Source organism: Paracoccus sp. SY, assembly GCF_002901215.1.
Classification (GTDB): Bacteria; Pseudomonadota; Alphaproteobacteria; order Rhodobacterales; family Rhodobacteraceae; genus Paracoccus; species Paracoccus acridae.
Window position 1 is genome coordinate 13,783 of record NZ_NWMQ01000012.1, and the last position, 22,210, is coordinate 35,992.

Annotated in this window: 24 protein-coding genes and 2 tRNA genes; 5 read left to right on the top strand and 21 right to left on the bottom strand. The window is 63.8% G+C overall.

Features of this window, described 5'->3' with window-relative positions; genetic code table 11:
- The first annotated feature begins 20 nt into the window (after positions 1 to 20).
- On the top strand, positions 21 to 1,025 hold the full coding sequence (locus tag CK944_RS11240; protein WP_103173163.1) for an ABC transporter substrate-binding protein: 1,005 nt from the start codon (positions 21 to 23) through the stop codon (positions 1,023 to 1,025).
- A 270-nt stretch (positions 1,026 to 1,295) separates the two neighbouring features.
- On the opposite strand, the gene CK944_RS11245 is transcribed toward CK944_RS11240, so the two are convergent.
- Both CK944_RS11245 and CK944_RS11250 read right to left on the bottom strand, forming a co-directional pair.
- On the bottom strand, positions 1,296 to 1,775 hold the full coding sequence (locus CK944_RS11245; protein ID WP_103173164.1) for a hypothetical protein: 480 nt from the start codon (positions 1,773 to 1,775) through the stop codon (positions 1,296 to 1,298).
- A gap of 301 nt (positions 1,776 to 2,076) precedes the next feature.
- A tRNA-Gln gene (locus tag CK944_RS11250) sits at positions 2,077 to 2,151 on the bottom strand.
- 94 nt (positions 2,152 to 2,245) lie between these two features.
- Here CK944_RS11250 and CK944_RS11255 point away from each other — a divergent pair.
- Complete coding sequence (locus CK944_RS11255; protein WP_103173165.1) at positions 2,246 to 3,418, top strand: NAD(P)/FAD-dependent oxidoreductase; 1,173 nt, start codon at positions 2,246 to 2,248, stop codon at positions 3,416 to 3,418.
- Here CK944_RS11255 and kdsA read toward each other — a convergent pair.
- From kdsA to CK944_RS11270, 4 genes are read right to left on the bottom strand one after another with little or no spacing between them, the layout of a single operon-like run.
- Entirely contained in the window at positions 3,415 to 4,257 is an 843-nt protein-coding gene (gene kdsA, locus CK944_RS11260) for a 3-deoxy-8-phosphooctulonate synthase (RefSeq protein ID WP_103173166.1), read from the bottom strand. The two genes, CK944_RS11255 and kdsA, sit on opposite strands and share 4 nt — an antisense overlap.
- Positions 4,254 to 5,624 (bottom strand): capsule biosynthesis protein, encoded by a 1,371-nt coding sequence (locus tag CK944_RS11265; RefSeq protein ID WP_239986045.1) that lies wholly within the window; start codon positions 5,622 to 5,624, stop codon positions 4,254 to 4,256. Before CK944_RS11265 ends, kdsA begins: the two co-directional genes overlap by 4 nt.
- The gene (locus CK944_RS23995) at positions 5,573 to 5,977 is read right to left on the bottom strand and encodes a hypothetical protein (protein WP_239986046.1); all 405 of its coding nucleotides are present in this window, start codon (positions 5,975 to 5,977) and stop codon (positions 5,573 to 5,575) included. Before CK944_RS23995 ends, CK944_RS11265 begins: the two co-directional genes overlap by 52 nt.
- A complete protein-coding gene (locus CK944_RS11270) occupies positions 5,961 to 6,614 on the bottom strand; it encodes an ABC transporter ATP-binding protein (RefSeq protein WP_103173167.1) in 654 nt (217 codons plus the stop codon). Before CK944_RS11270 ends, CK944_RS23995 begins: the two co-directional genes overlap by 17 nt.
- A 138-nt stretch (positions 6,615 to 6,752) precedes the next feature.
- Here CK944_RS11270 and CK944_RS11275 point away from each other — a divergent pair, with 138 nt between their 5' ends.
- Together CK944_RS11275 and CK944_RS11280 are read left to right on the top strand one after the other, a co-directional pair.
- Entirely contained in the window at positions 6,753 to 7,340 is a 588-nt protein-coding gene (locus CK944_RS11275) for a uracil-DNA glycosylase family protein (RefSeq protein ID WP_103173168.1), read from the top strand.
- Between the two features lie 70 nt (positions 7,341 to 7,410).
- On the top strand, positions 7,411 to 9,081 hold the full coding sequence (locus CK944_RS11280) for a formate--tetrahydrofolate ligase (RefSeq protein WP_103173169.1): 1,671 nt from the start codon (positions 7,411 to 7,413) through the stop codon (positions 9,079 to 9,081).
- On the opposite strand, the gene CK944_RS11285 is transcribed toward CK944_RS11280, so the two are convergent.
- Positions 9,078 to 9,908 carry a hypothetical protein gene (locus tag CK944_RS11285; RefSeq protein ID WP_103173170.1) on the bottom strand — a complete coding sequence of 277 codons (831 nt, stop codon included), beginning with the start codon at positions 9,906 to 9,908 and terminating at the stop codon, positions 9,078 to 9,080. The genes CK944_RS11280 and CK944_RS11285 overlap by 4 nt on opposite strands.
- Positions 9,909 to 10,009: 101 nt before the next feature.
- Here CK944_RS11285 and CK944_RS23205 point away from each other — a divergent pair, with 101 nt between their 5' ends.
- Complete coding sequence (locus CK944_RS23205) at positions 10,010 to 10,171, top strand: hypothetical protein (protein ID WP_158247990.1); 162 nt, start codon at positions 10,010 to 10,012, stop codon at positions 10,169 to 10,171.
- Positions 10,172 to 10,184: 13 nt separating this feature from the next.
- On the opposite strand, the gene CK944_RS11290 is transcribed toward CK944_RS23205, so the two are convergent.
- From CK944_RS11290 to CK944_RS11355, 14 genes are all read right to left on the bottom strand, one after another.
- Positions 10,185 to 10,274, bottom strand: a tRNA-Ser gene (locus CK944_RS11290).
- A 66-nt stretch (positions 10,275 to 10,340) separates the two neighbouring features.
- Complete coding sequence (trmB, locus tag CK944_RS11295) at positions 10,341 to 11,057, bottom strand: tRNA (guanosine(46)-N7)-methyltransferase TrmB (RefSeq protein WP_103173235.1); 717 nt, start codon at positions 11,055 to 11,057, stop codon at positions 10,341 to 10,343.
- 31 nt (positions 11,058 to 11,088) lie between these two features.
- Positions 11,089 to 11,586, bottom strand: a complete 498-nt coding sequence (locus tag CK944_RS11300) for a metal-dependent hydrolase (protein WP_103173171.1) — start codon at positions 11,584 to 11,586, stop codon at positions 11,089 to 11,091.
- A 6-nt stretch (positions 11,587 to 11,592) separates the two neighbouring features.
- Positions 11,593 to 13,269, bottom strand: coding sequence for a ribonuclease J (locus tag CK944_RS11305; RefSeq protein WP_103173172.1), 1,677 nt, complete (start codon positions 13,267 to 13,269; stop codon positions 11,593 to 11,595).
- Positions 13,262 to 14,041 carry a type III pantothenate kinase gene (locus CK944_RS11310; RefSeq protein ID WP_103173173.1) on the bottom strand — a complete coding sequence of 260 codons (780 nt, stop codon included), beginning with the start codon at positions 14,039 to 14,041 and terminating at the stop codon, positions 13,262 to 13,264. Before CK944_RS11310 ends, CK944_RS11305 begins: the two co-directional genes overlap by 8 nt.
- A gap of 3 nt (positions 14,042 to 14,044) precedes the next feature.
- On the bottom strand, positions 14,045 to 14,803 hold the full coding sequence (locus CK944_RS11315) for a biotin--[acetyl-CoA-carboxylase] ligase (protein WP_103173236.1): 759 nt from the start codon (positions 14,801 to 14,803) through the stop codon (positions 14,045 to 14,047).
- A gap of 10 nt (positions 14,804 to 14,813) precedes the next feature.
- Positions 14,814 to 16,319 (bottom strand): NADH-quinone oxidoreductase subunit NuoN, encoded by a 1,506-nt coding sequence (gene nuoN, locus CK944_RS11320; RefSeq protein WP_103173174.1) that lies wholly within the window; start codon positions 16,317 to 16,319, stop codon positions 14,814 to 14,816.
- A 10-nt stretch (positions 16,320 to 16,329) separates the two neighbouring features.
- Positions 16,330 to 17,907, bottom strand: a complete 1,578-nt coding sequence (locus tag CK944_RS11325) for an NADH-quinone oxidoreductase subunit M (protein WP_103173175.1) — start codon at positions 17,905 to 17,907, stop codon at positions 16,330 to 16,332.
- Position 17,908: 1 nt separating this feature from the next.
- The gene (nuoL, locus tag CK944_RS11330; RefSeq protein WP_103173176.1) at positions 17,909 to 20,152 is read right to left on the bottom strand and encodes an NADH-quinone oxidoreductase subunit L; all 2,244 of its coding nucleotides are present in this window, start codon (positions 20,150 to 20,152) and stop codon (positions 17,909 to 17,911) included.
- A 6-nt stretch (positions 20,153 to 20,158) separates the two neighbouring features.
- Positions 20,159 to 20,464, bottom strand: a complete 306-nt coding sequence (gene nuoK / locus CK944_RS11335; RefSeq protein WP_103173177.1) for an NADH-quinone oxidoreductase subunit NuoK — start codon at positions 20,462 to 20,464, stop codon at positions 20,159 to 20,161.
- A 59-nt stretch (positions 20,465 to 20,523) separates the two neighbouring features.
- Positions 20,524 to 21,126 carry an NADH-quinone oxidoreductase subunit J gene (locus CK944_RS11340; RefSeq protein ID WP_103173178.1) on the bottom strand — a complete coding sequence of 201 codons (603 nt, stop codon included), beginning with the start codon at positions 21,124 to 21,126 and terminating at the stop codon, positions 20,524 to 20,526.
- Positions 21,123 to 21,536, bottom strand: a complete 414-nt coding sequence (locus CK944_RS11345) for a carboxymuconolactone decarboxylase family protein (protein ID WP_103173179.1) — start codon at positions 21,534 to 21,536, stop codon at positions 21,123 to 21,125. The genes CK944_RS11340 and CK944_RS11345 overlap by 4 nt, the downstream gene beginning before the upstream one ends.
- Entirely contained in the window at positions 21,533 to 22,024 is a 492-nt protein-coding gene (nuoI, locus tag CK944_RS11350) for an NADH-quinone oxidoreductase subunit NuoI (RefSeq protein WP_103173180.1), read from the bottom strand. The genes CK944_RS11345 and nuoI overlap by 4 nt, the downstream gene beginning before the upstream one ends.
- Positions 22,024 to 22,209 (bottom strand): hypothetical protein, encoded by a 186-nt coding sequence (locus tag CK944_RS11355; RefSeq protein ID WP_103173181.1) that lies wholly within the window; start codon positions 22,207 to 22,209, stop codon positions 22,024 to 22,026. Before CK944_RS11355 ends, nuoI begins: the two co-directional genes overlap by 1 nt.
- Position 22,210 lies beyond the last annotated feature (1 nt).

Consider the following 22,210-nt stretch of genomic DNA (forward strand, 5'->3'; position numbering starts at 1 on the left):
ACATAGGGAGGAAGGAAACCATGAAGAACAACATGCTTTCAGCGATTATGGCCCTGGGACTTGCCGGCTTCGCTGCAATGCCCGCAGTTGCCGAAGTCACCCAAGTCCGGCTCGCCAAGCAGTTCGGCATCGGCTACCTGCCGCTTACGCTGATAGAAGAGCAAGGACTGCTGGAAAAACACGCCGCCGAAGCCGGGCTTGAGATCAAGGCGGAATGGCTGCGCTTTACTGGCGGCTCGGGGATGAACGAAGCACTGCTGTCGGGCAACCTTGACCTCGCTGCAGGCGGCACACCGCCGATGCTGACGATCTGGGCACGCACCCAAAACAACATGAAGGTGAAAGGGGTCACGGCGTTGTCGTCGATGCCGCTTCACCTGATTACCGTCGATCCCGAGGTCAAGGAGCTGAGCGACTTCGACAGTTCGGACAAGATCGCTCTGCCAGCTGTAAAGACGTCGATCCAGGCGATCACCCTTCAGATGGCGGCCGAAAAATATCTGGGCGAGGGTCGCCATGCCGATCTGGACGCTTTCACCGTGTCGATGGGCCACCCTGACGCACAACTGGCGCTGCTTGGCGGGCAATCAGAGATCAACGCCCACTTCGGTTCGCCGCCGTTCCAGAACCTGGAACTCAAGGACGAACGCGCGCACAAGGTGGTAGACAGCTACGATGTCGTCGGGGGGCCGCACACTTTTACGGTAGTCTGGAGCCGAGCTGAATTCGTGGAAGAAAACCCCGAGTTCATGAACGTCTTCATGGGGGCATTGAACGAAAGCATCGACTTCATCAAGTCCAACCCTGAAGAGGCCGCCCGGATATGGGCCGAGGCCGAGTCCTCACCAATGACGCACGACGAAATCGTGGCGTTGATCACCGATGAGCAGACACGCTGGACCACCGAGCCGGAACGGCTGCTGCCCTATGTAAACTACATGGCGCGCGTAGGTCTTATCCAGCACGACACCAACGACTGGCGCGACCTCTTCTTCGAGACAGTGAGCGCCGGCGCAGGAAGCTGAGCCCAGGTAGCTATCCCCTGCCCCGGCGCGGACTTCGGCGCCGGAGCAGGAACTGAACCATTCCTGTTGCCAGTTTTGAAAACGTCAATGCAATGGGCGAGCCTCGGCTTCTGCGGCGGGAGCCACGGGTGCGGCAACACCAAGAAAGGTCCGAAATGTCCGCACTGGCCCGTATCGCGACCAAGTGCTTTTCGTCCTCTTCATCCGCACGCGCAATCTTCTTCGACAGCATCTCGCAGGTTTCCTGATTGCGGTTTTTTGCCGTGGTTCTTAGGCAGAAGGAGAATGAACCTCATCAGGTTCTCGACGCCCGCAGGACCAATCGCCTGCAATGTGACGTCGCCGAAGAACTCCAAGGCTATGCGGCCGGTTGCCACATACTTGTTGCGCATATGCTGAGATAGCATGAATCAGGGAGTTGTCGACGGCCATCTTGAGCGTGACCGGAACTTGGTTCACCGTCGTGAGATCGCTTGCAAGGTGGTCGGCAATCAATTCCTGTGCGCCTCTGGCGATATCGTCTCCCTCCTCGAAGCGGAGTTCGGCCTCTTTCAACGCACGCGACTTTGCCAGAGCTTGGCGCCCGAGAGCGCCGCTGAAGGGGATTTCCAGCCTCATGCCGAGGTTGGAGGCTGCCTCAAGCAGGCCTTGCTCGATCACCTGATAGTCACGGAGTTTCGCGGCCTCTCTCGAGGTGGCATTTTCGGCTTTGAGCTTTCGAACCCGCTCCTCGATCAGTCGAAGGGTCATGGCCCAAAGCATCCAGGTCCAGGATGATGCGGTGCAGTTCGGCGCGCATCATTTCGTCAAGGATCGCCTTTATCTCGGTAGGGCGGGCAGAGTTGCAGCGACGAAAATAAAAGACGGGGCCGCGCTTGAGCAGGTACAGACCTGCCGTCTTGGAGTTGGCAGGGCGTCCTGATGCTTTTGCATGCAGACTCGGGTGTGACAGAGCGTGTGCCACAGTCTGTGTCACAGCCAAGCTACCTAGGCGGACAGAGAGATTCGTGAGAGCTACAAGCTCCTGATGTCCAGAATTTTCTGATGCATTTGGCTGGGGCGGTAGGATTCGAACCTACGGTACACGGTACCAAAAACCGATGCCTTACCACTTGGCCACGCCCCAACTGTGTGGGGGTGAATAGCCAAGCCCGCGGGGGGGTGCAAGTCGAAAATTCACGAAACTTGTTTGTCTTGCGGCGGCGCTTTATGCCGCCCGGATGGAACAGGTGGATCTTCTGATAATGGGCGCCGGGGCGGCAGGATTGTTTTGCGCGGGATCCGCCCTGCGGCAGGGACGGCGCGTGATGGTGATCGACCACGCGCGCGATCCGGGCGAAAAAATCCGAATCTCGGGGGGCGGGCGATGCAATTTCACCAATCTGGCAAGCGCCCCGGATCGCTTCCTGTCCCGCAATCCCCGCTTCGCCGCCAGTGCCTTGGCCAGGTTCACGGCTTCCGATTTCGTCAGCCTGGTGGATCGCGCAGGGATCGCCTGGCATGAAAAGACGCAAGGGCAGCTTTTCTGCGACGGCAAGGCCACGCAGATCACCCGAATGCTTCTTGACCGGATGCGGGGGGCGGACCTGCGGATGCAGCTCCGGCCCCAGGCGGTGACCCATGACGGAAACGGCTTTGTGGTCAACACCGAACAGGGCGCGATCCATGCCGCGCAACTGGTCGTGGCCACGGGTGGCAAGTCGATTCCGAAGATCGGTGCGACCGGCATCGCCTATGATATTGCGACCCGATTCGGGTTGCGGCTGGTGGACACGCGTGCTGGCCTTGTGCCGCTGACCTTTGCCGAACAGGAGCTGGCCTTGTGCCGCCCCTTGGCCGGGGTTTCGGTCGAAGCCCGGATCAGTCACAGGGGCGGGCAGTTCCGCGACGCGCTGCTGTTCACGCATCGCGGCCTCAGCGGGCCGGTGATCCTGCAAATCTCAAGCTTCTGGCAGCCGGGGGACAGCTTGCAGATCGACCTCGCCCCCGATCACGACGTCGCGGCGGACCTGAAGGCCGCACGGTCGGGGGCCGGGCGCGCGTCCGTTTCATCCGTCCTGGGCCGCAGTCTGCCCACGCGACTGGCCGCGGCAATCTGCGAGGAGATGGGACTGGCACAGGCGCGGGTGGCCGATCAGCCGAACACCCGGCTGGATGCCATCGGCGCGCGGGTGAACCGATGGCAGGTCCGGCCCGTGGGGACCGAGGGCTATCGCACGGCCGAGGTGACGCTGGGCGGCATCGACACCCGCGACCTGGATGCGCGCACAATGCAGGCGCGCAAGGTGCCGGGACTGTTCTTCATCGGCGAATGCGTCGATGTCACAGGCTGGCTGGGCGGCTATAACTTCCAATGGGCCTGGGCATCGGCCGATGCGGCGGGTCGGGCCTAGCCCATCACCGGATCGGCCTTGGCCAGCCGGTCGAACGCCATCAGCGAGGAGATCAACGCGGGCATCTGATCCAGCGGGATCATGTTCGGCCCGTCCGACGGCGCGCAGTCGGGATCCTCGTGCGTCTCGATGAACACGCCCGCCACCCCAAGGGCCACCGCCGCCCGCGCCATCACGGGCGCGAATTCGCGCTGACCGCCCGACGATCCGCCCTGCCCGCCCGGCTGCTGCACGGAATGGGTCGCGTCCATGATCACCGGATATCCGGTCCGCGCCATGATCGGCAGCGACCGCATGTCGGCAACCAGGGTATTGTAGCCGAAGCTGGCCCCGCGTTCGGTCAGAAGGATGTTGTGGTTCCCGGTCGAAGCCACCTTGTCCGCCACATTCGCCATGTCCCAGGGGGCAAGGAACTGACCCTTCTTGATGTTGACGACAGCGCCCGTCCTGCCTGCGGCCAGCAGCAGGTCCGTCTGGCGCGACAGAAAGGCCGGGATCTGGATCACGTCCGCGACCTGCGCGGCGCGAACCGCCTGGTCGGCATCATGCACATCGGTCAGCACGGGGCAGCCCAGCCGGTCACGGACCGTGGCGAGAATTTCCAGCCCCTCGTCGATCCCAACTCCCCGACGGCCCGAAAGCGAGGTGCGATTGGCCTTGTCATAGCTGGCCTTGAAGACATAGCCCGCGCCAGCGCGCGCACAGGCCTCTGCCATCCGTTCGCCGATCATCAGCGCATGGTCCAGCGTTTCCAGCTGGCAGGGTCCGGCGATCACGACCAAAGGCAGATCGTTGCCGCAGGACAGATCGCGGATGCGGATATGCTTGGGCCGGGTCATGTGGATACCTGTTCGCGAAGAATGGACGCTGTCAGCGACAGCATCAGATAGATACCCGAAAAGATCAGAAAGGCCACCAGCGTATTCTGGAAGGCCTTGGGATAGGTCGCCTCGTCCGGGGCGACGGGGGCCACCGACAGCGACAGGTAACGCACCTGCTTGTTGGCCTCGATCCGGGCGGCCTCCATCTGCGCCGCAGCCGTCGCCAGTAGTTCCTGGCGCGTCAGCAGGTCGCTTTCGGCGATGCGCAATTCGCCCGAGATCAGCGCAAGGGAATTGCGATCCTCGCCCCCCTGGGTCAGTTGCTGGCGGGTTTCGGCGATCATCTCCTCAAGCCGGGCGATGTCGCCGCGCAAGGCGGCCACGCGGCTTTGCAGGGGCTGGGGATTGGACAGCAACTGGCCAAGTTCCAGCCGCTTGGTCGCCAGTTGCGTTTCCAGGGCCGACACCTGGTTCATCACGACGGTCCCTTCCGCCACCGGGTCCAGGACGCCCAGCGTCTGCTGCAATTCCTGCACGCGGCGCTGCGCCGCCAGAACCTTGGCCTCGGCGTCCTGATAGATCGCGATGGCCCCTTCCATCTGGTCGTCCCGCAGCCGAGAGGTCATCCGGTCCACCTGCTCTTCGGCATAGGCGATCAGGGCCAGCGAGAAGTCGTGGCTTTGCTGCGGATCGGGTGCGATCACCTCCATGTCGATCATGCCTTCGGTCGGGTCATAGCCGATCTTGACCGACTTCTTGTACAGGTCGAACATCTCCTCGTTCGTGGCGTCGGGGGCCAGACGCTTGACGGGATCTATGGCGGGATCCTGGAAGGCCTGCCGAAAACCCTTGTCTGCATCCAGCCGCAGCATCGCATCGCGCGATGTCAGATAGCTTTGCACAGCGACGGAATCGGTGTTCGTCGCCAGTTGCGATCCCCCAAGCAGCCCGCCCAGCCCGCCTGCCGAGGCGCCGCCCTGGCCTTCCGCCGACTGGATCCGGAACTGCGATACGGTCGCATAAAGGGGCGAGGCCACGCGGAAGTAATACCACCCGGCCAGGGCCGTCGGCAGGATGACAAATGCCAGAAGACGCAAGGCCAGCAAGGCCATCCGACGCCGCCTGCGCCGGGCGATGTCCTGCTGGATGCGAAAGATTTCGGCTGCGCGCTTTTCCTCGGTCAGGACTTCGCGCGAAGGAAGGTCGGGGCGCGACGGCGCCACCTGGGTTCCGGGCTGCGGCACCGGGGTGGCTTGCTTGCGCGGCATGATCGCGGGCGTGTTCGCGGCCGGCTTGGCCTGGGCGCGGCTTCCCTCGCTGGACAGGATCTGGCTCAGGGCTGCGCGATGCGAGGGGTCGATCCCGCGTTGGCGCAGGCGCAGCACGGCTTCCTCGTCGAGGCAGCCTCAATCTGGTGCAGCGCGGCGATGCGCCGGGCGATGCGCAACTGGCGGTCGGACAGGTTTTCCTTGCGTATCAGGGCAAGCTGCGCGTCCAGATCACCGTCGGATGCCTTGTCTTCGGCAGGGGCCGGGCCGACATGCGACAGCCCGTCATCGACCGGATCGGTCCGCATCAGACGTTCGCGTTCGTCATCCTGCGCGGTGTTCGCCACGCGCTTGCGGACCGTGACCCGGATCTTGGCATCGGCCGAGGGCTGCGCGCCATCCTGCGCCGAGGGCCGGACGGATTCGGCGGCCGAGGCGTGATACCGGCGGACCTTAGGCGGTGTAGTCATAATACTGTTTCGCCTCAGCAAGGGATTCGAAATGGTAAAGCCGCCCGTCCCGCAGGATGGCGGCGGACCGGCAGAACTTCTCGATCGTGGCGGGCTGGTGGGACACGATCACCACGGTCGAGGTCTTCAGCCGGTCGTAAAGCACCGCCCCTGCCTTGCGGTTGAATGCCGCATCGGTGGTCTGCGGCATCCCCTCGTCGATCAGATAGATGTCGAATTCCAGCGCCAGCAGCAGCGCGAATGTGAACCGCTGCCGCATCCCGGCCGAATAGGTGCCGACCGGCATGTCGAAATATTCGTCGATATCGGTCAGCCACCGGGTGAAGGCGGACACATAGTCGGGATCCAGGCCATAGATCCGGGCGATATAGCGGGCGTTTTCGTTGGCTGAATGCTTGGTGACAACGCCGCCCATGAAGCCTAGGGGGAAAGAGATGCGGCAACTGCGCCGGATCGTGCCCTCATCGGGCTTTTCCAGCCCGCACATCATGTTGATCAGCGTCGTCTTGCCGGTGCCGTTCGGGGCCAGGATGCCCAGGGAATTGCCAAGTTCGACCCGGAACGAGGCGCGGTCCAGGATCACCTTGCGCCGTGTTCCCGTCCAGAACGACTTCGAGACGTTGTCGAATTCCAGCATTCGCCCTTCCTGCCGCCGCGCGACCCCTTCAACCCTTATGGGCAGGCGAGTGCGCTGTCCAGTTTTCCCCTTCGTGATGCATGTTCCACATTTGTTTGTCACCCTTCATTCCCGGCGCATTTTCACTATCTCTGCCTCATGTCGCTGCTCGAACGCTCCATCCAGGACTGCCGCCTCTGCGCGCCGCGCTTTGCGGCCACCGCCACTGCGCATGAACCCCGCCCCGTGACCTGGTTCCAGCCCGCCGCCCGCATCCTGGTCGTGGGGCAGGCGCCGGGAATGCGGGTGCATCTCAGCGGCCGGCCTTTCACCGACCGATCCGGCGACCGGCTGCGCGACTGGATGGGGATCGGGGAATCGGTCTTCTATGACCGTGACCGCATCGCCATCGTGCCCATGGCCTTCTGCTTTCCAGGCTATGACGCGCGCGGGTCCGACCTGCCGCCCCCGCCCGTCTGCGCACGGACCTGGAGAGCCAGCGTCATGGCCGAACTGCGACCCCGGCTGACGCTTCTGGTCGGCGGCCATGCGATCCGCTGGCATCTGGGGCTGCGCGACGTGACGGGCGCAGTGGCGTCCTGGCGGGATCATGCCCCATCGGTCTTTCCCCTGCCCCATCCGTCCTGGCGCAACACCGGATGGCTGCGCCGCAATCCCTGGTTCGGAAACGACCTGCTGCCGGAACTGCGCGCCGCCGTCCGGGCCGAACTGACGCGCAACGACTGACCCCGGTCTTTGGTAAGATACCGGCGTGGAGCCGGTTGACAGGCGATACGGGCCGGGCCATGCCCGGTCCATGACAACCGACATCCAGATCGCCCGCGCCGCGCGCAAGCTGCCCATTGCCGACATTGCCGCCAGGCTGGGCCTGGCCGAAGACAATATCCTGCGATACGGCCCCGACAAGGCCAAGATTTCGCACCAGACGCTGGAGGGGCTGGCATCCCGTCCGCGCGGCAATCTGGTTCTGGTCACGGCCATCAACCCCACCCCGGCGGGCGAGGGCAAGACCACCACGACCGTCGGCCTGGGCGACGCGCTGAACCGCATCGGCAAGCGCGCGGCGGTCTGCATCCGCGAAGCCAGCTTGGGCCCGAACTTCGGCATGAAGGGGGGCGCAGCGGGTGGCGGCCATGCCCAGATCGTGCCCATGGAGGAGATGAACCTCCACTTCACCGGGGATTTCCACGCGATCACGGCGGCACACAACCTGCTGGCGGCGATGATCGACAACCACATCTATTGGGGCAACGACCTGGACATCGACACGCGGCGCATCACCTGGCGCCGCGTGATGGACATGAACGACCGCGCGCTGCGCGACATCGTCGTGGGCCTTGGAGGGGTGTCGAACGGTTTTGTGCGCCAGACCGGCTTCGACATCACCGTCGCATCCGAGGTGATGGCGATCCTGTGCCTGTCGCGCGACCTGAACGACCTGCACGCCCGCCTGGGGCGGATCGTCGTTGCCTATACCCGCGACCGCCGTCCGGTGACCGCACGCGACCTCAAGGCCGACGGCGCCATGACGGTGCTGCTGCGCGATGCCTTGCAGCCGAACCTGGTGCAGACGCTGGAAAACAACCCCGCCCTGGTTCATGGCGGGCCCTTCGCCAATATCGCCCATGGCTGCAACAGCGTGATCGCCACCGACGCCGCGCTGCGCCTGTCTGATTATGTCGTGACCGAGGCAGGCTTCGGGGCCGATCTGGGGGCCGAGAAGTTCTTGGACATCAAGTGCCGCCTGGCTGGGCTTTCCCCTGCCGCTGCGGTGCTTGTGGCGACCGTCCGCGCGTTGAAGATGAACGGCGGCGTTGCCAAGGACAACCTGGGGGCCGAGGATGTGGACGCAGTCCGGCGTGGCTGCGCCAACCTGGGCCGGCATATCGAGAACCTGCGCAGCTTCGGCGTGCCGCTGGTCGTGGCGGTCAACCATTTCCACGGCGACACCCCGGCCGAGATTGCCGCCCTCCAGGACTATTGCAGCCGTCACGGCGTGACCGCGATCCTGTGCCAGCACTGGGCCAAGGGCGGGGCCGGTGCCGAAGACCTGGCCCGTCATGTCGTGACCCTGGTTGAGAAGGGCCAGGCCGACTTTCATACCCTTTATCCCGATTCGATGCCCCTGTGGCAGAAGATCGAGACGATCTGCACCCGCATCCACCGCGCCGCCCATGTCGAGGCCCTGCCCGGCATTCGTGCCCAACTGGAAACCTGGGAAGCCGAGGGTTACGGCCACCTGCCCGTCTGCATCGCGAAGACGCAGTATTCCTTTTCGACGGATCCCGACCTGCGCGGCGCCCCCGAAGGCCATGTCATTCCGGTCCGCGAAGTCCGGCTGAACGCAGGTGCGGGCTTTGTGGTGGCGATCTGCGGCCAGATCATGACCATGCCGGGCCTGCCCCGCCATCCCGCCGCAGAAACCATCGGCCTGAACGACCTGGGACAGATCGAGGGTCTGTTCTAGGCAGCCAACCGCAGATTGGGCCGCGGCGTGCGCCAGCAGCGATGGATAGCCATGTGCAAGGCCACGACGGTGGCCAATGTCGGCCGCAGCGCCTCGTCCTCCTGGTCGGCCGTTCCGAAACCGATACGGGCCGGGAATGATCCGTCCGGCCGCTGGCTGGAGATGACATCGGCCAGCATTTCCCTGACATCATGGTCGGGGTCGATCAGGCAAAGGCAGAAGATCATCTGCACCAAGGGCAGCAGCTTGCCGTTGCGCTGCGCCCAGTCCGCAAGACGCAGGCAGTTGGCAAAGGCGTCGCCATAGCTGCGTGCGCTGGCAAAACGCGGCCTTTCTGCTCCGAACCGATAGGCAAGGGACAGAACCGTGGCATAGGTGTCGATCATGCCTTCGTCCAGCCGGTCCTCCGGGATCGGCTGCCGCAGAAAGGCCTCGGCCTGTTCGGGCAGCAAGGCCTTGGGCTTGCCGGTCATGGCCGGCGAAACTGCGGTCGTCTGGACGTCGGATGCGAGGGTCGAAGAACAGCAATCGTCCGAGGCGGCCAGAAATGCCACGTCTCCGAAATTCGCGAAGTTCAGTTTATTGTTCTGATATCTGCCAAGAAGATTATCAAATTCATCATCTGAAATTCGACTGCGGAGAAAGGTTCTTAGAGGTGTTTCAGCACCGCGAAGTCCCGTGCAGACATGTGCCGCAATCGCGATATCCGCCAGCCGATCCAGGGATTCGGGACCGCTTGCCATCAGTTCGATCCGGTTGCGAAGCCATTGCTGGCCGCGGGCGGCAATCAAGTTCAGCAACTGCGCATAGGCGGAGTCTTGCAGCATGATTGTTTTCCTCTCCGAAAGTCGTAGTTGGATTAGAAAGCCAGATTAACGGATTGGCAATAAATTCGATTGCATCCTGCCAACCTGATTGCTGCAAATGCATGGAAAACACGGTGAAAAACTATTTAAAACTGGTCGATACTCCGGCATCGGCCGGATCAGCGACCAGATATTGGGAAAGCGAACAACCGCCGAAAGCGGGACAGGTTCCCGCAACTTGCAAAAAATTCACGCGCCGCAACTGGGGCGGGATCATGTGCTGAGAAATGGACAGGATGGCGGAGTGGAAGGGATTCGAACCCTCGAGACGGTTTCCCGCCTGCACCCTTAGCAGGGGTGTGCCTTCGACCACTCGGCCACCACTCCGCCGGCCGGTATAGGGATGGCCCGGGGTGGTGACAAGAGCCTTTTTTGGCCCCGTCACCCCCACCCTCAGCCCTTGCGGCGGAAGGTGGCGTAATGCGGCACGCGGCCCTCGCGCAGGGCCTTCTGTTCATAGCGGGTGCTGAGCCAGTCGTCCCAGGCGACCGGGCTGTCGCCGATCAGGTCGAAGCCCGCCTGCGGCACCTCCTCCAGCGTCTGGCGCATATAGTCGGGGATGTCGGTCGCCACGCGGAACTCGGCGCCGGGCTTCATCACGCGGGCCAGGGGGATCAGGTGTTCGGGCGTGACAAAACGGCGGCGGTGATGACGCGCCTTGGGCCAAGGGTCGGGATAGTTCAGGAAGGCCCGGCTGATCGAGGCATCCGGCAGCACATCCATCAGGTCGCGCGCGTCCCCTGGATGAACGCTGACATTCGTGACGCCGGCGTTGCGGATCTTGCCCAGCAGCATGGCGACGCCGTTGATGAACGGCTCGCAGCCGATGATGCCGATATCGGGGTATCGGGCCGCCATGTGGACCATGTGCTCGCCCCCGCCGAAGCCCACCTCCAGCCAGATGGGGCGGTCATCGCCGAAGATGGCGGCCGGGTCGATGGGGCGCCGGTCCGGGTTGTCGCCCACGGTGATACCGCGCGGGCGCAATTCGCCCAGATCTTCGGACAGATAGCCCTTCTGGCTTTGGCGCAGGGTCTTGCCATGCCGCCGCCCATAGAAATTGCGGCGCGGCGGGTTCGGGTCGAAGGTGGATTTGGATGTGTCGGACATGGCGGGGGATTGCACCGCGCTGCCGGCCGCGTCAAGGCCGCGCCACCTGCCTTCGGTTTCGCGCAAAAACAAAGGCGGCCCATCCGCAGATCGCCAGTTCCAGCAAGAAGGTCCAGTGCAGGACAAAGCTCTGGACCCACCAATCGTAGCGGGCCGGGACGACCACAAGATTGATCTGGGCATCGCTGAAGGGCATCAGCCAGCCGATTCCGGCTGCTACGCTGTCCAGGACCATGTGAAGCAGCAGGCTGGCAAGTGCTACGCCGATGAACGGAAAAGCCTGACGCCAGCCCAGTCCTTTCGAGATCAGCGACAGGATCAGCGCCAAGGCCACCCAGAACAGCGGCCAGTGAAAGACGAATTCATGATGAAGGTTCTGCCGATCATTGACCAGATAGAACCACACCAGATCAAGGTCGGGCAGGACGGAAGCGACCAGCCCTGTTGCAATCAGCCCCGTTGCGGCAGGATGCCCCCTGCCCAGTCTTTTGCCTATCAGATAGCCGGCAGGAAGATGGGCGATCAGCACCCCGCCCTATTCCCCCATCAACCGGCTGATGATGACCGTCACCTCGGGCTTCTTGCCGATTTCCTCCATCGCGACCTGGCGGGTGATCTTGCGGATCGCTTCGTCCATCTTGGCGTCGTCGCGCACCACGCGGGCGTCCGCGCCTTCCAGGAACTCGGACAGTTCGCCCTCGATATGCGCGCCCAGATCCTCGCCGCCCCGGGTGCGGCCGGGCAGGCCCATCAGTTCCACCCAGGCGTCGGGCAGGACGTTGTCATCCTCGTCCACGATCACGCTGACAAGCGCGTGGCCGTTCAGCGCCATGCGGATGCGGTCGCGGACCACGCCGTCCATGGCGCCGATCAGCACGGTGCCGTCCAGATACAGCCGCCCGGTTTCCACCTGGTCCACCACGCGCGGCGCATCGCCGGTCAGGTCCAGCATGGTGCCGTTGGTCGCGATTTCGGCCGCGATCCCCTTGGCGCGGGCCATCATGACATGCTCGCGCAGGTGCAGATGCTCGCCATGCATGGGGATGACGATCTGCGGCTTCAGAAGCTCGTGCAAAGCCGCGATGTCCGGCCGGTTGGCGTGCCCCGAGACGTGATAAAGCCCGTCATCGGCGTCATACACCTCGACCCCCAATTCGCTGAGCGAATTCATGATCCGCCCGACAGAGCGTTCGTTGCCGGGGATGGTCTTGGAACTGAACAGGAAGCTGTCGCCTTCCTTCAGCATCAGCCCCAGGTAACGCCCGCGGGACAGTTGCGCGCTTGCGGCACGACGTTCGCCCTGGCTGCCGGTCGCCAGCAGCATGACCTGGTTGCGCGGCAGGCTGGCGGCTTCCTCGGGGCCGATGGTGTCGGGGAAATCCGTCAGGACGCCGGTTTCCAGGCCCACCGCGACCATCTTGCGCATGGCCCGGCCCAGCAGGCAAACCTTGCGGTTCGCGGCAATGGCGGCATCCGAAAGGGTCTTCAGCCGTGCGATGTTGCTGGCGAAGGTGGTGGCGACCACCATGTTCTTCTGCGCCACGACCCATTCAAGGATCGGATTGGCCAGCATCGCCTCGGACCGGCCGGGATGGGTCGAGAAGATGTTGGTGCTGTCGCAGGTCAGGACCTTGATGCCCCGCCCCTCGGCCGCGATGTGGTGCCAGGCGATCGGATCGAAGGGATCGCCCACCACCGGCGTTCCGTCCAGCTTGAAATCGCCGGTATGAACGACCCGGCCCGCGGGCGTGTCGATGATCAGCGCGGCGCTTTCGGGAATGGAGTGGCTGACAGGGACGAACTGCACGGTGAAGGGGCCGACCTGCGTCACTTCCGGGCGCGCGCCCACGATGTTGACGACCGAGGGCGAATGCCCCTGTTCCTCCAACTTCAGGCGGACCAGGGCACCGGTGAACTGCCGGGCATAGATGGGAACGTTCAGGCGTCCATAAAGGTGCCCCAGGGCGCCCAGGTGATCCTCGTGCCCATGGGTGACGAAGATCGCCTCCAGCCGGTCGCGGTTCTGTTCCAGCCAGGACAGGTCGGGCATGATCAGGTCGATGCCCGGGCTGCTGTCCATGTCGCCGAAGCTGACGCCCAGATCGACCAGGATCAGCCTTTCGCGCCCAGGCGTGCCATAGCCATAGACATAGGCATTCATGCCGATTTCGCCCGCGCCGCCCAGCGGCAGATAGATCAGGCGCTCAGCCATTGCCCATCTCCTTGTTGTAATCGTGAATGAGCCGCAGCCCGTGCATGGTCAGATCGTCTTCGATTGCGTCGAACAGGTCAAACCCCTGATCGAACAACGGCGCAAGCCCTCCGGTTGCAATGACCTTCATCGGGCGGTCCCGTTCCGCGCGGATCTGGCGCACGACCCCGTCCACCAGACCGATATAGCCCCAGAAGATACCCGACTGGATGCAGGCGACGGTATTGGTGCCGATCACGCGGGCAGGCATGGTCACATCGACATGCGGCAGGCTGGCCGCGCCCATGTGCAGGGCTTCAAGCGACAGGTTCACGCCGGGCGCGATCACCCCGCCGATATAGGCGCCGTCCACGTCCACCACGTCGAAGGTGGTCGCAGTGCCGAAATCCACGACGATCAGATCCGGCCCGTGACGCGCAAAGGCCGCCACCGTGTTGACCAGCCGGTCGGGACCAACCACGGTGCCTTCGTCCACGCGCGGATCGACCGGCAGCAGGCAGTCGGGCTTGCCCACGACCAGCGGCCGGGTGTCGAAGTACCGGTTGCACAGCACGCGCAGGTTGAAGACCACGCGGGGCGCCGTCGAGCTGATGATGCAGGCGTCGATGTCCAGACCGAACTTCTGCCCTTCGATCAGCGTGGACAGCCAGACGAAGTACTCATCCGCCGTCCGCCGATGATCGGTCGAGATGCGCCAATGCGCCAGGAAACGCCCGCCGTCCCAAATCGAGAAGACCGTGTTGGTGTTTCCGGTGTCGATGCACAGAAGCACGGGTCATACCCCCGCAAAATAGATGTCGGCCGCTGGGATCGCCTGCCTGCCCCTCGGGCCGGAGAGGATCAGCGCGCCTGTTTCGTCGATCCCGTCAAAGCGCCCGGTCGTTTCGGTCGTGCCGGTGCGGGCGATGATCGTCTCGCCCAGGCGGGTGGCGCGGGCCAGCCATGCCTCGCGGATGGGGCCGAAGCCATAGGTCCGCATCTGCCGGTGCCAGTCGTCGAAGGCGCGGGCAAGCGTCGCCAGGAAATCGTCGGGCCTGACGGTCAGGCCAGTTTCGCCCAGCAGGCCGACCGGACGGGTCGCGCCGGGTTCCAGCAGGCCCGTCTCCGGCGCGGCGGCCAGGTTGACGCCGATGCCGATGGCCAGGGCCTGGATCGCGCCGCCGGACCCGATGCTTTCCAGCAGGATGCCCGACAGCTTGCCGCCGTTCAGCAGCACGTCGTTCGGCCATTTCAGCGCCACGTTCAGCTGCGGCCCGCAAAGCTGGCGCAGGGCGTCATGCACGGCAAGCGCCGCGACAAAGGACAGCCGCGCGGCATCCGCCGGACCGCCTTCGGGACGCAGGACAAGGGTCGCCGCGAAATTGCCGGGTGGATCCGTCCAGGCCCGGCCCCGCCGGCCGCGGCCCGCCGTCTGGCGGCGCGCCATGATCCAGGTCGGACCGGACAGCGCGGGCGCCATCCGCATTGCCTCGGCATTCGTGCTGTCAACCTGTTCCAGGACGTGGCGGGCCACGCCCTGGGGCCAGACCGACAGCGAGGTGCCGCTACTCAACGGCAGGAATCTCGGCCGAGGTGTCGGGAAGAAGCGCCGCATCGGCAGGCACGGTGGCCATGGCCACCAGCGAGTCCGCGGCGGTCGCCGCAGCGGTATCGACGCCCCACATGGACACCGCGCCGATCAGCAGCATCGCGGCTGGGACGATCAGCGCCAGATACTGCACCGCGCCCATGCGGCTTTCCACGCCCTCGCTCTCGGCCCCGAACCACATGTAATAGACGATGCGCAGGTAATAGAACGCCCCGATGACCGATGCGATCACGCCCAGGATCGCCAGCCAGGACATGCCCGCCTGCACGGCCGCCGTCAGCACGCCATACTTGGCGAAGAAGCCCAGGAAGGGCGGCACGCCTGCCAGGCTGAACATCAGGAACAGGACCGCAAAGCCCTTGACCGGATGGACCTGAGCGAAGCGGTTCAAGCTTTCCAGATCCGTGATCGGCCGCCCGTCGCGTTCCATCGACAGGATGAAGGCGAAGGTGCCCACGTTCATCACCGCATAGATCGCCATATACAGCAGCATCGACTGGACGCCGAAAGCCGTCCCGGCCGCAAGGCCGACCAGGGCAAAGCCCATATGCGCGATCGAGGAATAGGCCATCAGGCGCTTGATGTTGCGCTGACCGATCCCGGCGATGGATCCCAGGAACATCGACAGCACGGCAAGCGCCGCGATGATCTGGCCCCAGTCGCCCGGCACGTTGCCGAAAGCATCGAACATCAGCCGCGCGATCAGCGCCATGGCCGCGACCTTGGGCGCGGTGGCGAAGAAGGCGGTCACCGGCGTCGGCGCACCTTCATAGACGTCGGGCGTCCACATGTGGAACGGCACCGCCGAGACCTTGAAGGCAAGCCCGACCAGCAGGAACACCAGGCCGAACAGCAGGCCCACGGACAACTGCCCGCCGACCACCACCTGCACGATGCCGGCAAAGCTGGTGGTGCCCGAGAAGCCATAGACCAGCGAGGCGCCGTAAAGCAGCATCCCCGAGGACAACGAACCGAGGACGAAATACTTCAACCCGGCCTCGGACGATTTCACGCTGTCCCGGCGCATGGCGGCGGCGACGTAAAGCGCCAGCGACTGCAGTTCCAATCCCATGTACAGCGACAGAAGATCGCTGGCCGAGACCATCATCATCATCCCGATGGCGGCCAGGGTGATCAGGATCGGAAACTCGAAGCGCAGCAGGTTGTGACGCTCCATATACTCGGCGCTCATCGCGAGGACGGCGGCGGCCGAGATCAGGATCGTCACCTTGGCGAACCGGGCGAAGGCATCGTCGGTGAACATGCCGAAAAAGGCTACCTGCGCCGGGCGGTCGGCAAAGCCGACGTAAAGCCCGACCAGCAGCAGCGCAGCGACGGTGGCCCACAGGATCGGACGCGCGATCGCGTCCTTGCCGAAATAAGCGCCGGCCATCAGGGCCGCCATGGCATAGATCGCCAGCACAAGTTCCGGCAGGATGGTCGAGAAATCGAGCGCGGTCATCGTGCTTTCCTCAATGGCTGGCATCGGCCGCGTCCGCCTGGGCGGTCACGGCCAGCCCGTCGCGTCCGTCATGCGGCAGGGCTTCGTGATAGTTGACCAGCAACGCCTCGACGGCGGGGCCGGTGATGTCGGTGACGGCGCGCGGATAAACGCCCAGATACAGCGTCATGATGATCAGCGGCGCAAAGATCCACCTTTCGCGGGGGGTCATGTCGGTGATGGTCTTCAGGCTTTCGCGCATCAGGGCGCCCAGCGTCACGCGGCGGTAAAGCCACAGCGCATAGCCGGCCGACAGGATCACGCCGGTCGCCGCGACGAAGGCGACCCAGGTATTGGCCTTGAAGGTGCCCATCAGGGTCAGGAATTCGCCCACGAAGCCCGAGGTGCCGGGCAGGCCCACGTTCGCCATCGTGAAGAACAGGAAGACCAGTGCATAGACCGGCATCCGGTTCACCAGCCCGCCATAGGCGTCGATTTCCCGCGTGTGCATCCGGTCATAGATCACGCCGACCAGCAGGAACAGCGCGCCCGAGATGAAGCCATGCGACACCATCTGGAAGATCGCCCCGTCCAGGCCCTGCTGGTTCGCGGCAAAGACTCCCATGGTGACGAAGCCCATGTGGGCGACCGACGAATAGGCGATCAGCTTCTTCATGTCGGACTGAACCAAGGCCACCAGCGAGGTGTAAACGATGGCGATGGCAGACATCCAGAAGACCAGCGGTTGCAGCATGTCGCTGGCCACGGGGAACATCGGCAGGCTGAAGCGCAGGAAGCCGTATCCGCCCATCTTCAGCAGCACCGCCGCCAGCACGACCGACCCAGCGGTCGGGGCCTGGACGTGCGCGTCCGGCAGCCAGGTATGGACCGGCCACATCGGCATCTTGACCGCGAAGCTGGCGAAGAAGGCCAGGAACAGCAGCGTCTGCATTCCGCCGACCACGGTGATGCCCAGCACGCGCATGGTGTCCGACGGGAACGCTGTCCGTGCGGGATCCAGCAGGGCAACGATATCCGTCGTGCCCGCCATCCGCGCCATCGCGATCATCGCCACCAGCATCAGGACAGATCCGAGGAAGGTGTAAAGGAAGAACTTGAACGTCGCATAGATGCGGTTCGCCCCGCCCCAGATGCCGATGATTAGGAACATCGGGATCAGGCCGGCCTCGAAGAACAGATAGAACAGGATCAGGTCAAGCGCCGTGAAGACGCCGATCATCAGGCCTTCCAGCACCAGGAAGGCGATCATGTATTCCTTGACGCGGGTTTTCACGTCCCAGGTGGACAGGATCGTCAGCGGCATCAGGAAGGTCGTCAGCATCACGAACAGGACCGAGATGCCGTCCACGCCCATCTTGTAGCGCAGGCCCATGATCCAGGGATGATCCTCGACGAACTGGAAGCCGGTATTGGCCGGGTCGAAGCCCGCCAGCACGAACAGCGAGATCAGGAAGGTGGCCGTGGTGGCGATCAGCGCCAGCCACTTGGCATTGCGCTGCGCGGCCTCGTCGTCGCCGCGCAGGAACAGGGCCAGGATCCCCGCTGCCACGATCGGCAGGAAGGTGATGATCGAAAGAAGGTTCGTCATGTCAGTGCGCGCCCCGCATCATCACCCAGATCAGCAAGCCCACGATGCCCACGACCATCGCAAAGGCATAATGGAACACATAGCCCGACTGCACGCGACCGGCGAAGCGCGTCAGGCGCGGGATGATTCCCATGGCCACCCCGTTGATGGCGCCGTCGATAACCGCTCCGTCGCCGCCCGTCCACAGCTTGCGGCCGATCCACAAGGCGGGCCGGACGAAGACGAAGTGATAGATCTCGTCGAAATACCACTTGTTCAGCAGGAACTGGTACAAGGCGGGCTGCTGAGCGGCCAGTTTCGCCGGCGCATTCGGGTAGCGGATATACATCAGCCAGGACAGACCCAGCCCGATCAGCATCGCCACGAAGGGCGACAGCTTCACCCAGGTCGGGACGTAGTGCGCGTCATGCATGACGTGGTTATCGGACCGCATGAAGATCGCGCCCTGCTCGTATCCTGCAAGGGCCTCGTGGCCGTCCGCCGCGGTCTCCTCGGCCGGGTCGCTGGCGGCACCGGCGGCGGCATGGGTCGCGGCACCTGCAGGCTCGCCATGCGGCGCCTCGGCCACGGCGCCGTCAAGCGCCTCGCCATGGCCGCCCTCGGCCTGCTCATGCGCGGCTTCGGGCAGGCCGAAGAAGCGCTGCACGTCGTCGCCGAAGAAGCTGCCGTACCAGATCATGCCCGCGAAGATCGAACCCAGGGCTAGAACGGCCAGAGGCGCAGTCATCACCGGCGGGCTTTCATGGGCATGGTGATGCGCGTGCATCGGGTCGTGATGACCGTGGTCATCGTGGCCGTGCAGGCCATGTCCATGGGCGGCGGGAACGGGCTGGACCTCTTCCTCGGCCTTGATCTCGGCGTCCCAGACCTTTTGCGGGCGCGGCGCACCCCAGAAGGTCAGGAACATCAGCCGCCAGGAATAGAAGCTGGTCATCAGCGCCGCGATCACCAGCAGCCAGAAGGCATAGCCCACGCCGGATGCATAGGCGCTTTCGATCACGGCGTCCTTGGACAGGAAACCTGCAAAGCCGATATGGGTCAGCGGAATGCCCACGCCGGTGATGGCCAGCGTGCCGATGAGCATGGCCGCAAAGGTATAGGGCACCTTCTTGCGCAGCCCGCCATAGTTCCGCATGTCCTGTTCATGGTGCATCGCGTGGATCACGGAACCCGCGCCCAGGAACAGCATCGCCTTGAAGAAGGCATGCGTGAACAGGTGGAACATCGCCACCGAATAGACGCCCACGCCCGCCGCCACGAACATATAGCCCAGCTGCGAACAGGTCGAATAGGCGATCACGCGCTTGATGTCGTTCTGCACCAGGCCGACCGTCGCCGCGAAGAACGCGGTCGAGGCGCCGATGATCGTGATGAACATCTTGGTTTCGGGCGCGAACTCGAACAGCGGCGACATGCGGCAGACCAGGAACACGCCGGCCGTCACCATGGTCGCGGCGTGGATCAGCGCGGACACCGGGGTCGGGCCTTCCATGGCATCGGGCAGCCAGGTGTGCAGGAACAGCTGCGCCGACTTGCCCATCGCGCCCACGAACAGCAGGAAGGCCAGCAGGTTTGCCGCATTCCATTCGGTCCACAGGAAGCGCATCTGCACATTCGCCAGTTCCGCCACCTGCGCGAAGATCGCGTCGAACTGGATGGAACCCGTCATCCACCACAGGCCGAAGATGCCCAGCAGGAAGCCGAAGTCGCCGACGCGGTTGACGATGAAGGCCTTGATGGCGGCGGCGTTGGCGGACGGCTTGCGGTAATAGAAACCGATCAGCAGGTAGGATGCGACGCCCACGCCTTCCCAGCCGAAGAACATCTGCAGCAGGTTGTCCGCCGTCACCAGCATCAGCATGGCGAAGGTGAAGAAGGACAGATAGGCGAAGAAGCGCGCCTTGTAGTGTTCGTGATGTGTCCAGTTGTCGTCATGGGCCATGTAGCCCATCGAATACAGGTGAACGAGCGCAGAGACCGTGGTCACCACGATCAGCATGATGGCCGTCAGGCGGTCCAGGCGGATCGCCCATTCGGCGCTGAAATCGCCCGAGACGATCCAGTCCATGACCGGAATGTGCTGGGTCTCGCCGTTGAAGCCCAGAAAGACGATCCAGGAAAACAGGGCGCAGACGAACAGCACGCCCGTGGTCAGCAACTGCGCGGCCTTTTCGCCGATGATGCGCCAGCCGAAGCCGCCGATCAGGGCGGCAACCAGGGGCGCGAACAGGATGAATTGCACCATGACCGCTTACCCCTTCATCACGTTGACATCGTCCACCGCGATCGAGCCGCGGTTGCGGAAGAACACCACAAGGATCGCCAGGCCGATGGCGGCCTCGGCCGCGGCGACGGTCAGGATGAACATGGTAAAGACCTGCCCCGCCAGATCGCCCAGATGGGCCGAGAAGGCCACAAAGTTGATGTTGACCGACAGCAGGATCAGTTCGATCGACATCAGGATGACGATGACGTTCTTGCGGTTCACGAAGATGCCGAAGATCCCGGCGACGAACAGGATCGCCCCCACGACAAGGTAATGTGTCAAGCCTATCATCGTCTTTCGTCCCTTCGGGTCGTTACCCGTTCAATGTCTGTCGGCCAGGCAAGGGGGGCTTATAGCCCCTGCCCCGGCTTCACGTCGCGCAGTTCCATGGCCTTGGCCGGATCGCGATACATCTGTTCCAGCACGTCCTGGCGCTTGATGTCGCGCCGGTGACGCATGGTCAGGGTGATCGCGCCGATCATTGCGACCAGCAGGATCAGCCCCGAAATCTGGAACGGCAGCAGATAGCGGTCATAAAGAATGCTGCCGATGGCATTGGTGTTCATCGCCTGGTCCAGGACAGGCGCGGCACGCAGATCCGTGGCCTGGCCGGCAATTTCCCAACCGCCAAAGGCAATGACCAGCAATGCCAAGAGGACAAGACCGATCAGCCCCGCCAGCGGCAGATAGCCCGCCAGTTCCCCGCGAAGCTGCGCGAAATCGACATCCAGCATCATCACGACGAACAGGAACAGCACCGCGACCGCGCCGACATAGACGATCACCAGAAGCATCGCCACGAATTCGGCGCCCTGCAGAACGAACAGACCGGCCGAGGCGATGAAGGCCAGGATCAGCCACAGCACCGAATGGACCGGGTTCCTGGACAGGACCACCATGAAGCCCGCCGTGCAGACCGAGATGGCGAACAGATAAAAGGCGAAGGTGATCATTCGGCCTGTTTCCCTTCATGTTCGGTGAATACGCCCTGGGCGATTTCCAGCGCCTTCTGCATGGCCGGGATGCCGCCGAACATGCCCATCTGATAGATGACCTCGGCCACCTCGCGCGCGGTCGCGCCTGCCTCGATGGCGTGGCGAATGGTCAGGCGCAACTGCGGCTCGGCGTGGGCGCCCTGGACGGTCAGCGCGGCAAGGGTCACCAGCAGCCGGGTCTTGGCGTCCAGCCCGTCCCGGTTGAAGGTGCGCCCGAACCACATCTCCAGCATGTCCGCCGGCATGGTCGGGATCATCTTCTCGAACGCGCGCGGATCGAAGGTTTCCAAGGCAGGATTGAATGCGCGGGCCATTTCCTGGCCCGACTGCATCATCTGCTGGAACAGCTTGGTGAAGGCGTCGCTCATCTGTAGGGCGCGTCGATGGACAGGTTGCGGGCGATCTCGGCCTCCCAGCGGGCGCCGTTGTCCAGAAGCTTCTGCTTGTCGTAGAACAGCTCCTCGCGCGTCTCGGTCGCGAATTCGAAGTTCGGGCCTTCCACGATGGCATCGACCGGGCAGGCTTCCTGGCAGAAGCCGCAATAGATGCACTTGGTCATGTCGATGTCATAGCGCGTGGTCCGGCGCGATCCATCCTCGCGCGGTTCTGCGTCGATGGTGATCGCCTGGGCGGGGCAGATCGCCTCGCACAGCTTGCAGGCGATGCAGCGTTCCTCGCCGTTGGGATAGCGGCGCAGCGCGTGTTCGCCCCGGAAGCGCGGCGACAGCGGCCCCTTTTCGTGCGGATAGTTGATGGTCGCCTTGGGCGCGAAGAAGTACTTCACGCCAAGGCCGAACCCTTTCAGGAAATCGACCAGCAGGAAATACTTGGTCGCGCGGGCGATGTCGAAAGCCATCAGAATTCTTCCCCTTGCTTGGGCGCGGCGAAGCGGTCGAATGCCGCCACATAGGCGCGGACCCTGGCGCCGTCACGGGACTGTTCGGCACTGTCCAGATTGTTGGCCAGGAAATGCGCGAACTCGACCTTGTCTGTTTCGGACGCATTGGCCAGCATTTCGGCGATCTTGTTGGAATAAGCCATG

Excerpts from the sequence above, each read along its gene's own strand:
- CK944_RS11340 (WP_103173178.1), bottom strand. The coding sequence starts at position 21,126 with ATGATCACCTTCGCCTTTTATCTGTTCGCCATCTCGGTCTGCACGGCG.
- nuoL (WP_103173176.1), bottom strand. The coding sequence starts at position 20,152 with ATGGTGCAATTCATCCTGTTCGCGCCCCTGGTTGCCGCCCTGATCGGC.
- CK944_RS11245 (WP_103173164.1), bottom strand. The coding sequence starts at position 1,775 with ATGACCCTTCGACTGATCGAGGAGCGGGTTCGAAAGCTCAAAGCCGAA.
- CK944_RS11285 (WP_103173170.1), bottom strand. The coding sequence starts at position 9,908 with ATGCTGCAAGACTCCGCCTATGCGCAGTTGCTGAACTTGATTGCCGCC.
- CK944_RS23995 (WP_239986046.1), bottom strand. The coding sequence starts at position 5,977 with ATGACTACACCGCCTAAGGTCCGCCGGTATCACGCCTCGGCCGCCGAA.
- CK944_RS11345 (WP_103173179.1), bottom strand. The coding sequence starts at position 21,536 with ATGAGCGACGCCTTCACCAAGCTGTTCCAGCAGATGATGCAGTCGGGC.
- CK944_RS11355 (WP_103173181.1), bottom strand. The coding sequence starts at position 22,209 with ATGGCTTATTCCAACAAGATCGCCGAAATGCTGGCCAATGCGTCCGAA.
- trmB (WP_103173235.1), bottom strand. The coding sequence starts at position 11,057 with ATGTCCGACACATCCAAATCCACCTTCGACCCGAACCCGCCGCGCCGC.
- kdsA (WP_103173166.1), bottom strand. The coding sequence starts at position 4,257 with ATGACCCGGCCCAAGCATATCCGCATCCGCGATCTGTCCTGCGGCAAC.
- CK944_RS11270 (WP_103173167.1), bottom strand. The coding sequence starts at position 6,614 with ATGCTGGAATTCGACAACGTCTCGAAGTCGTTCTGGACGGGAACACGG.
- CK944_RS11305 (WP_103173172.1), bottom strand. The coding sequence starts at position 13,269 with ATGGCTGAGCGCCTGATCTATCTGCCGCTGGGCGGCGCGGGCGAAATC.
- nuoK (WP_103173177.1), bottom strand. The coding sequence starts at position 20,464 with ATGATAGGCTTGACACATTACCTTGTCGTGGGGGCGATCCTGTTCGTC.
- CK944_RS11280 (WP_103173169.1), top strand. The coding sequence starts at position 7,411 with ATGACAACCGACATCCAGATCGCCCGCGCCGCGCGCAAGCTGCCCATT.
- nuoI (WP_103173180.1), bottom strand. The coding sequence starts at position 22,024 with ATGGCTTTCGACATCGCCCGCGCGACCAAGTATTTCCTGCTGGTCGAT.
- nuoN (WP_103173174.1), bottom strand. The coding sequence starts at position 16,319 with ATGACCGCGCTCGATTTCTCGACCATCCTGCCGGAACTTGTGCTGGCG.
- CK944_RS23205 (WP_158247990.1), top strand. The coding sequence starts at position 10,010 with ATGGAAAACACGGTGAAAAACTATTTAAAACTGGTCGATACTCCGGCA.
- CK944_RS11255 (WP_103173165.1), top strand. The coding sequence starts at position 2,246 with ATGGAACAGGTGGATCTTCTGATAATGGGCGCCGGGGCGGCAGGATTG.
- CK944_RS11325 (WP_103173175.1), bottom strand. The coding sequence starts at position 17,907 with ATGACGAACCTTCTTTCGATCATCACCTTCCTGCCGATCGTGGCAGCG.
- CK944_RS11275 (WP_103173168.1), top strand. The coding sequence starts at position 6,753 with ATGTCGCTGCTCGAACGCTCCATCCAGGACTGCCGCCTCTGCGCGCCG.
- CK944_RS11240 (WP_103173163.1), top strand. The coding sequence starts at position 21 with ATGAAGAACAACATGCTTTCAGCGATTATGGCCCTGGGACTTGCCGGC.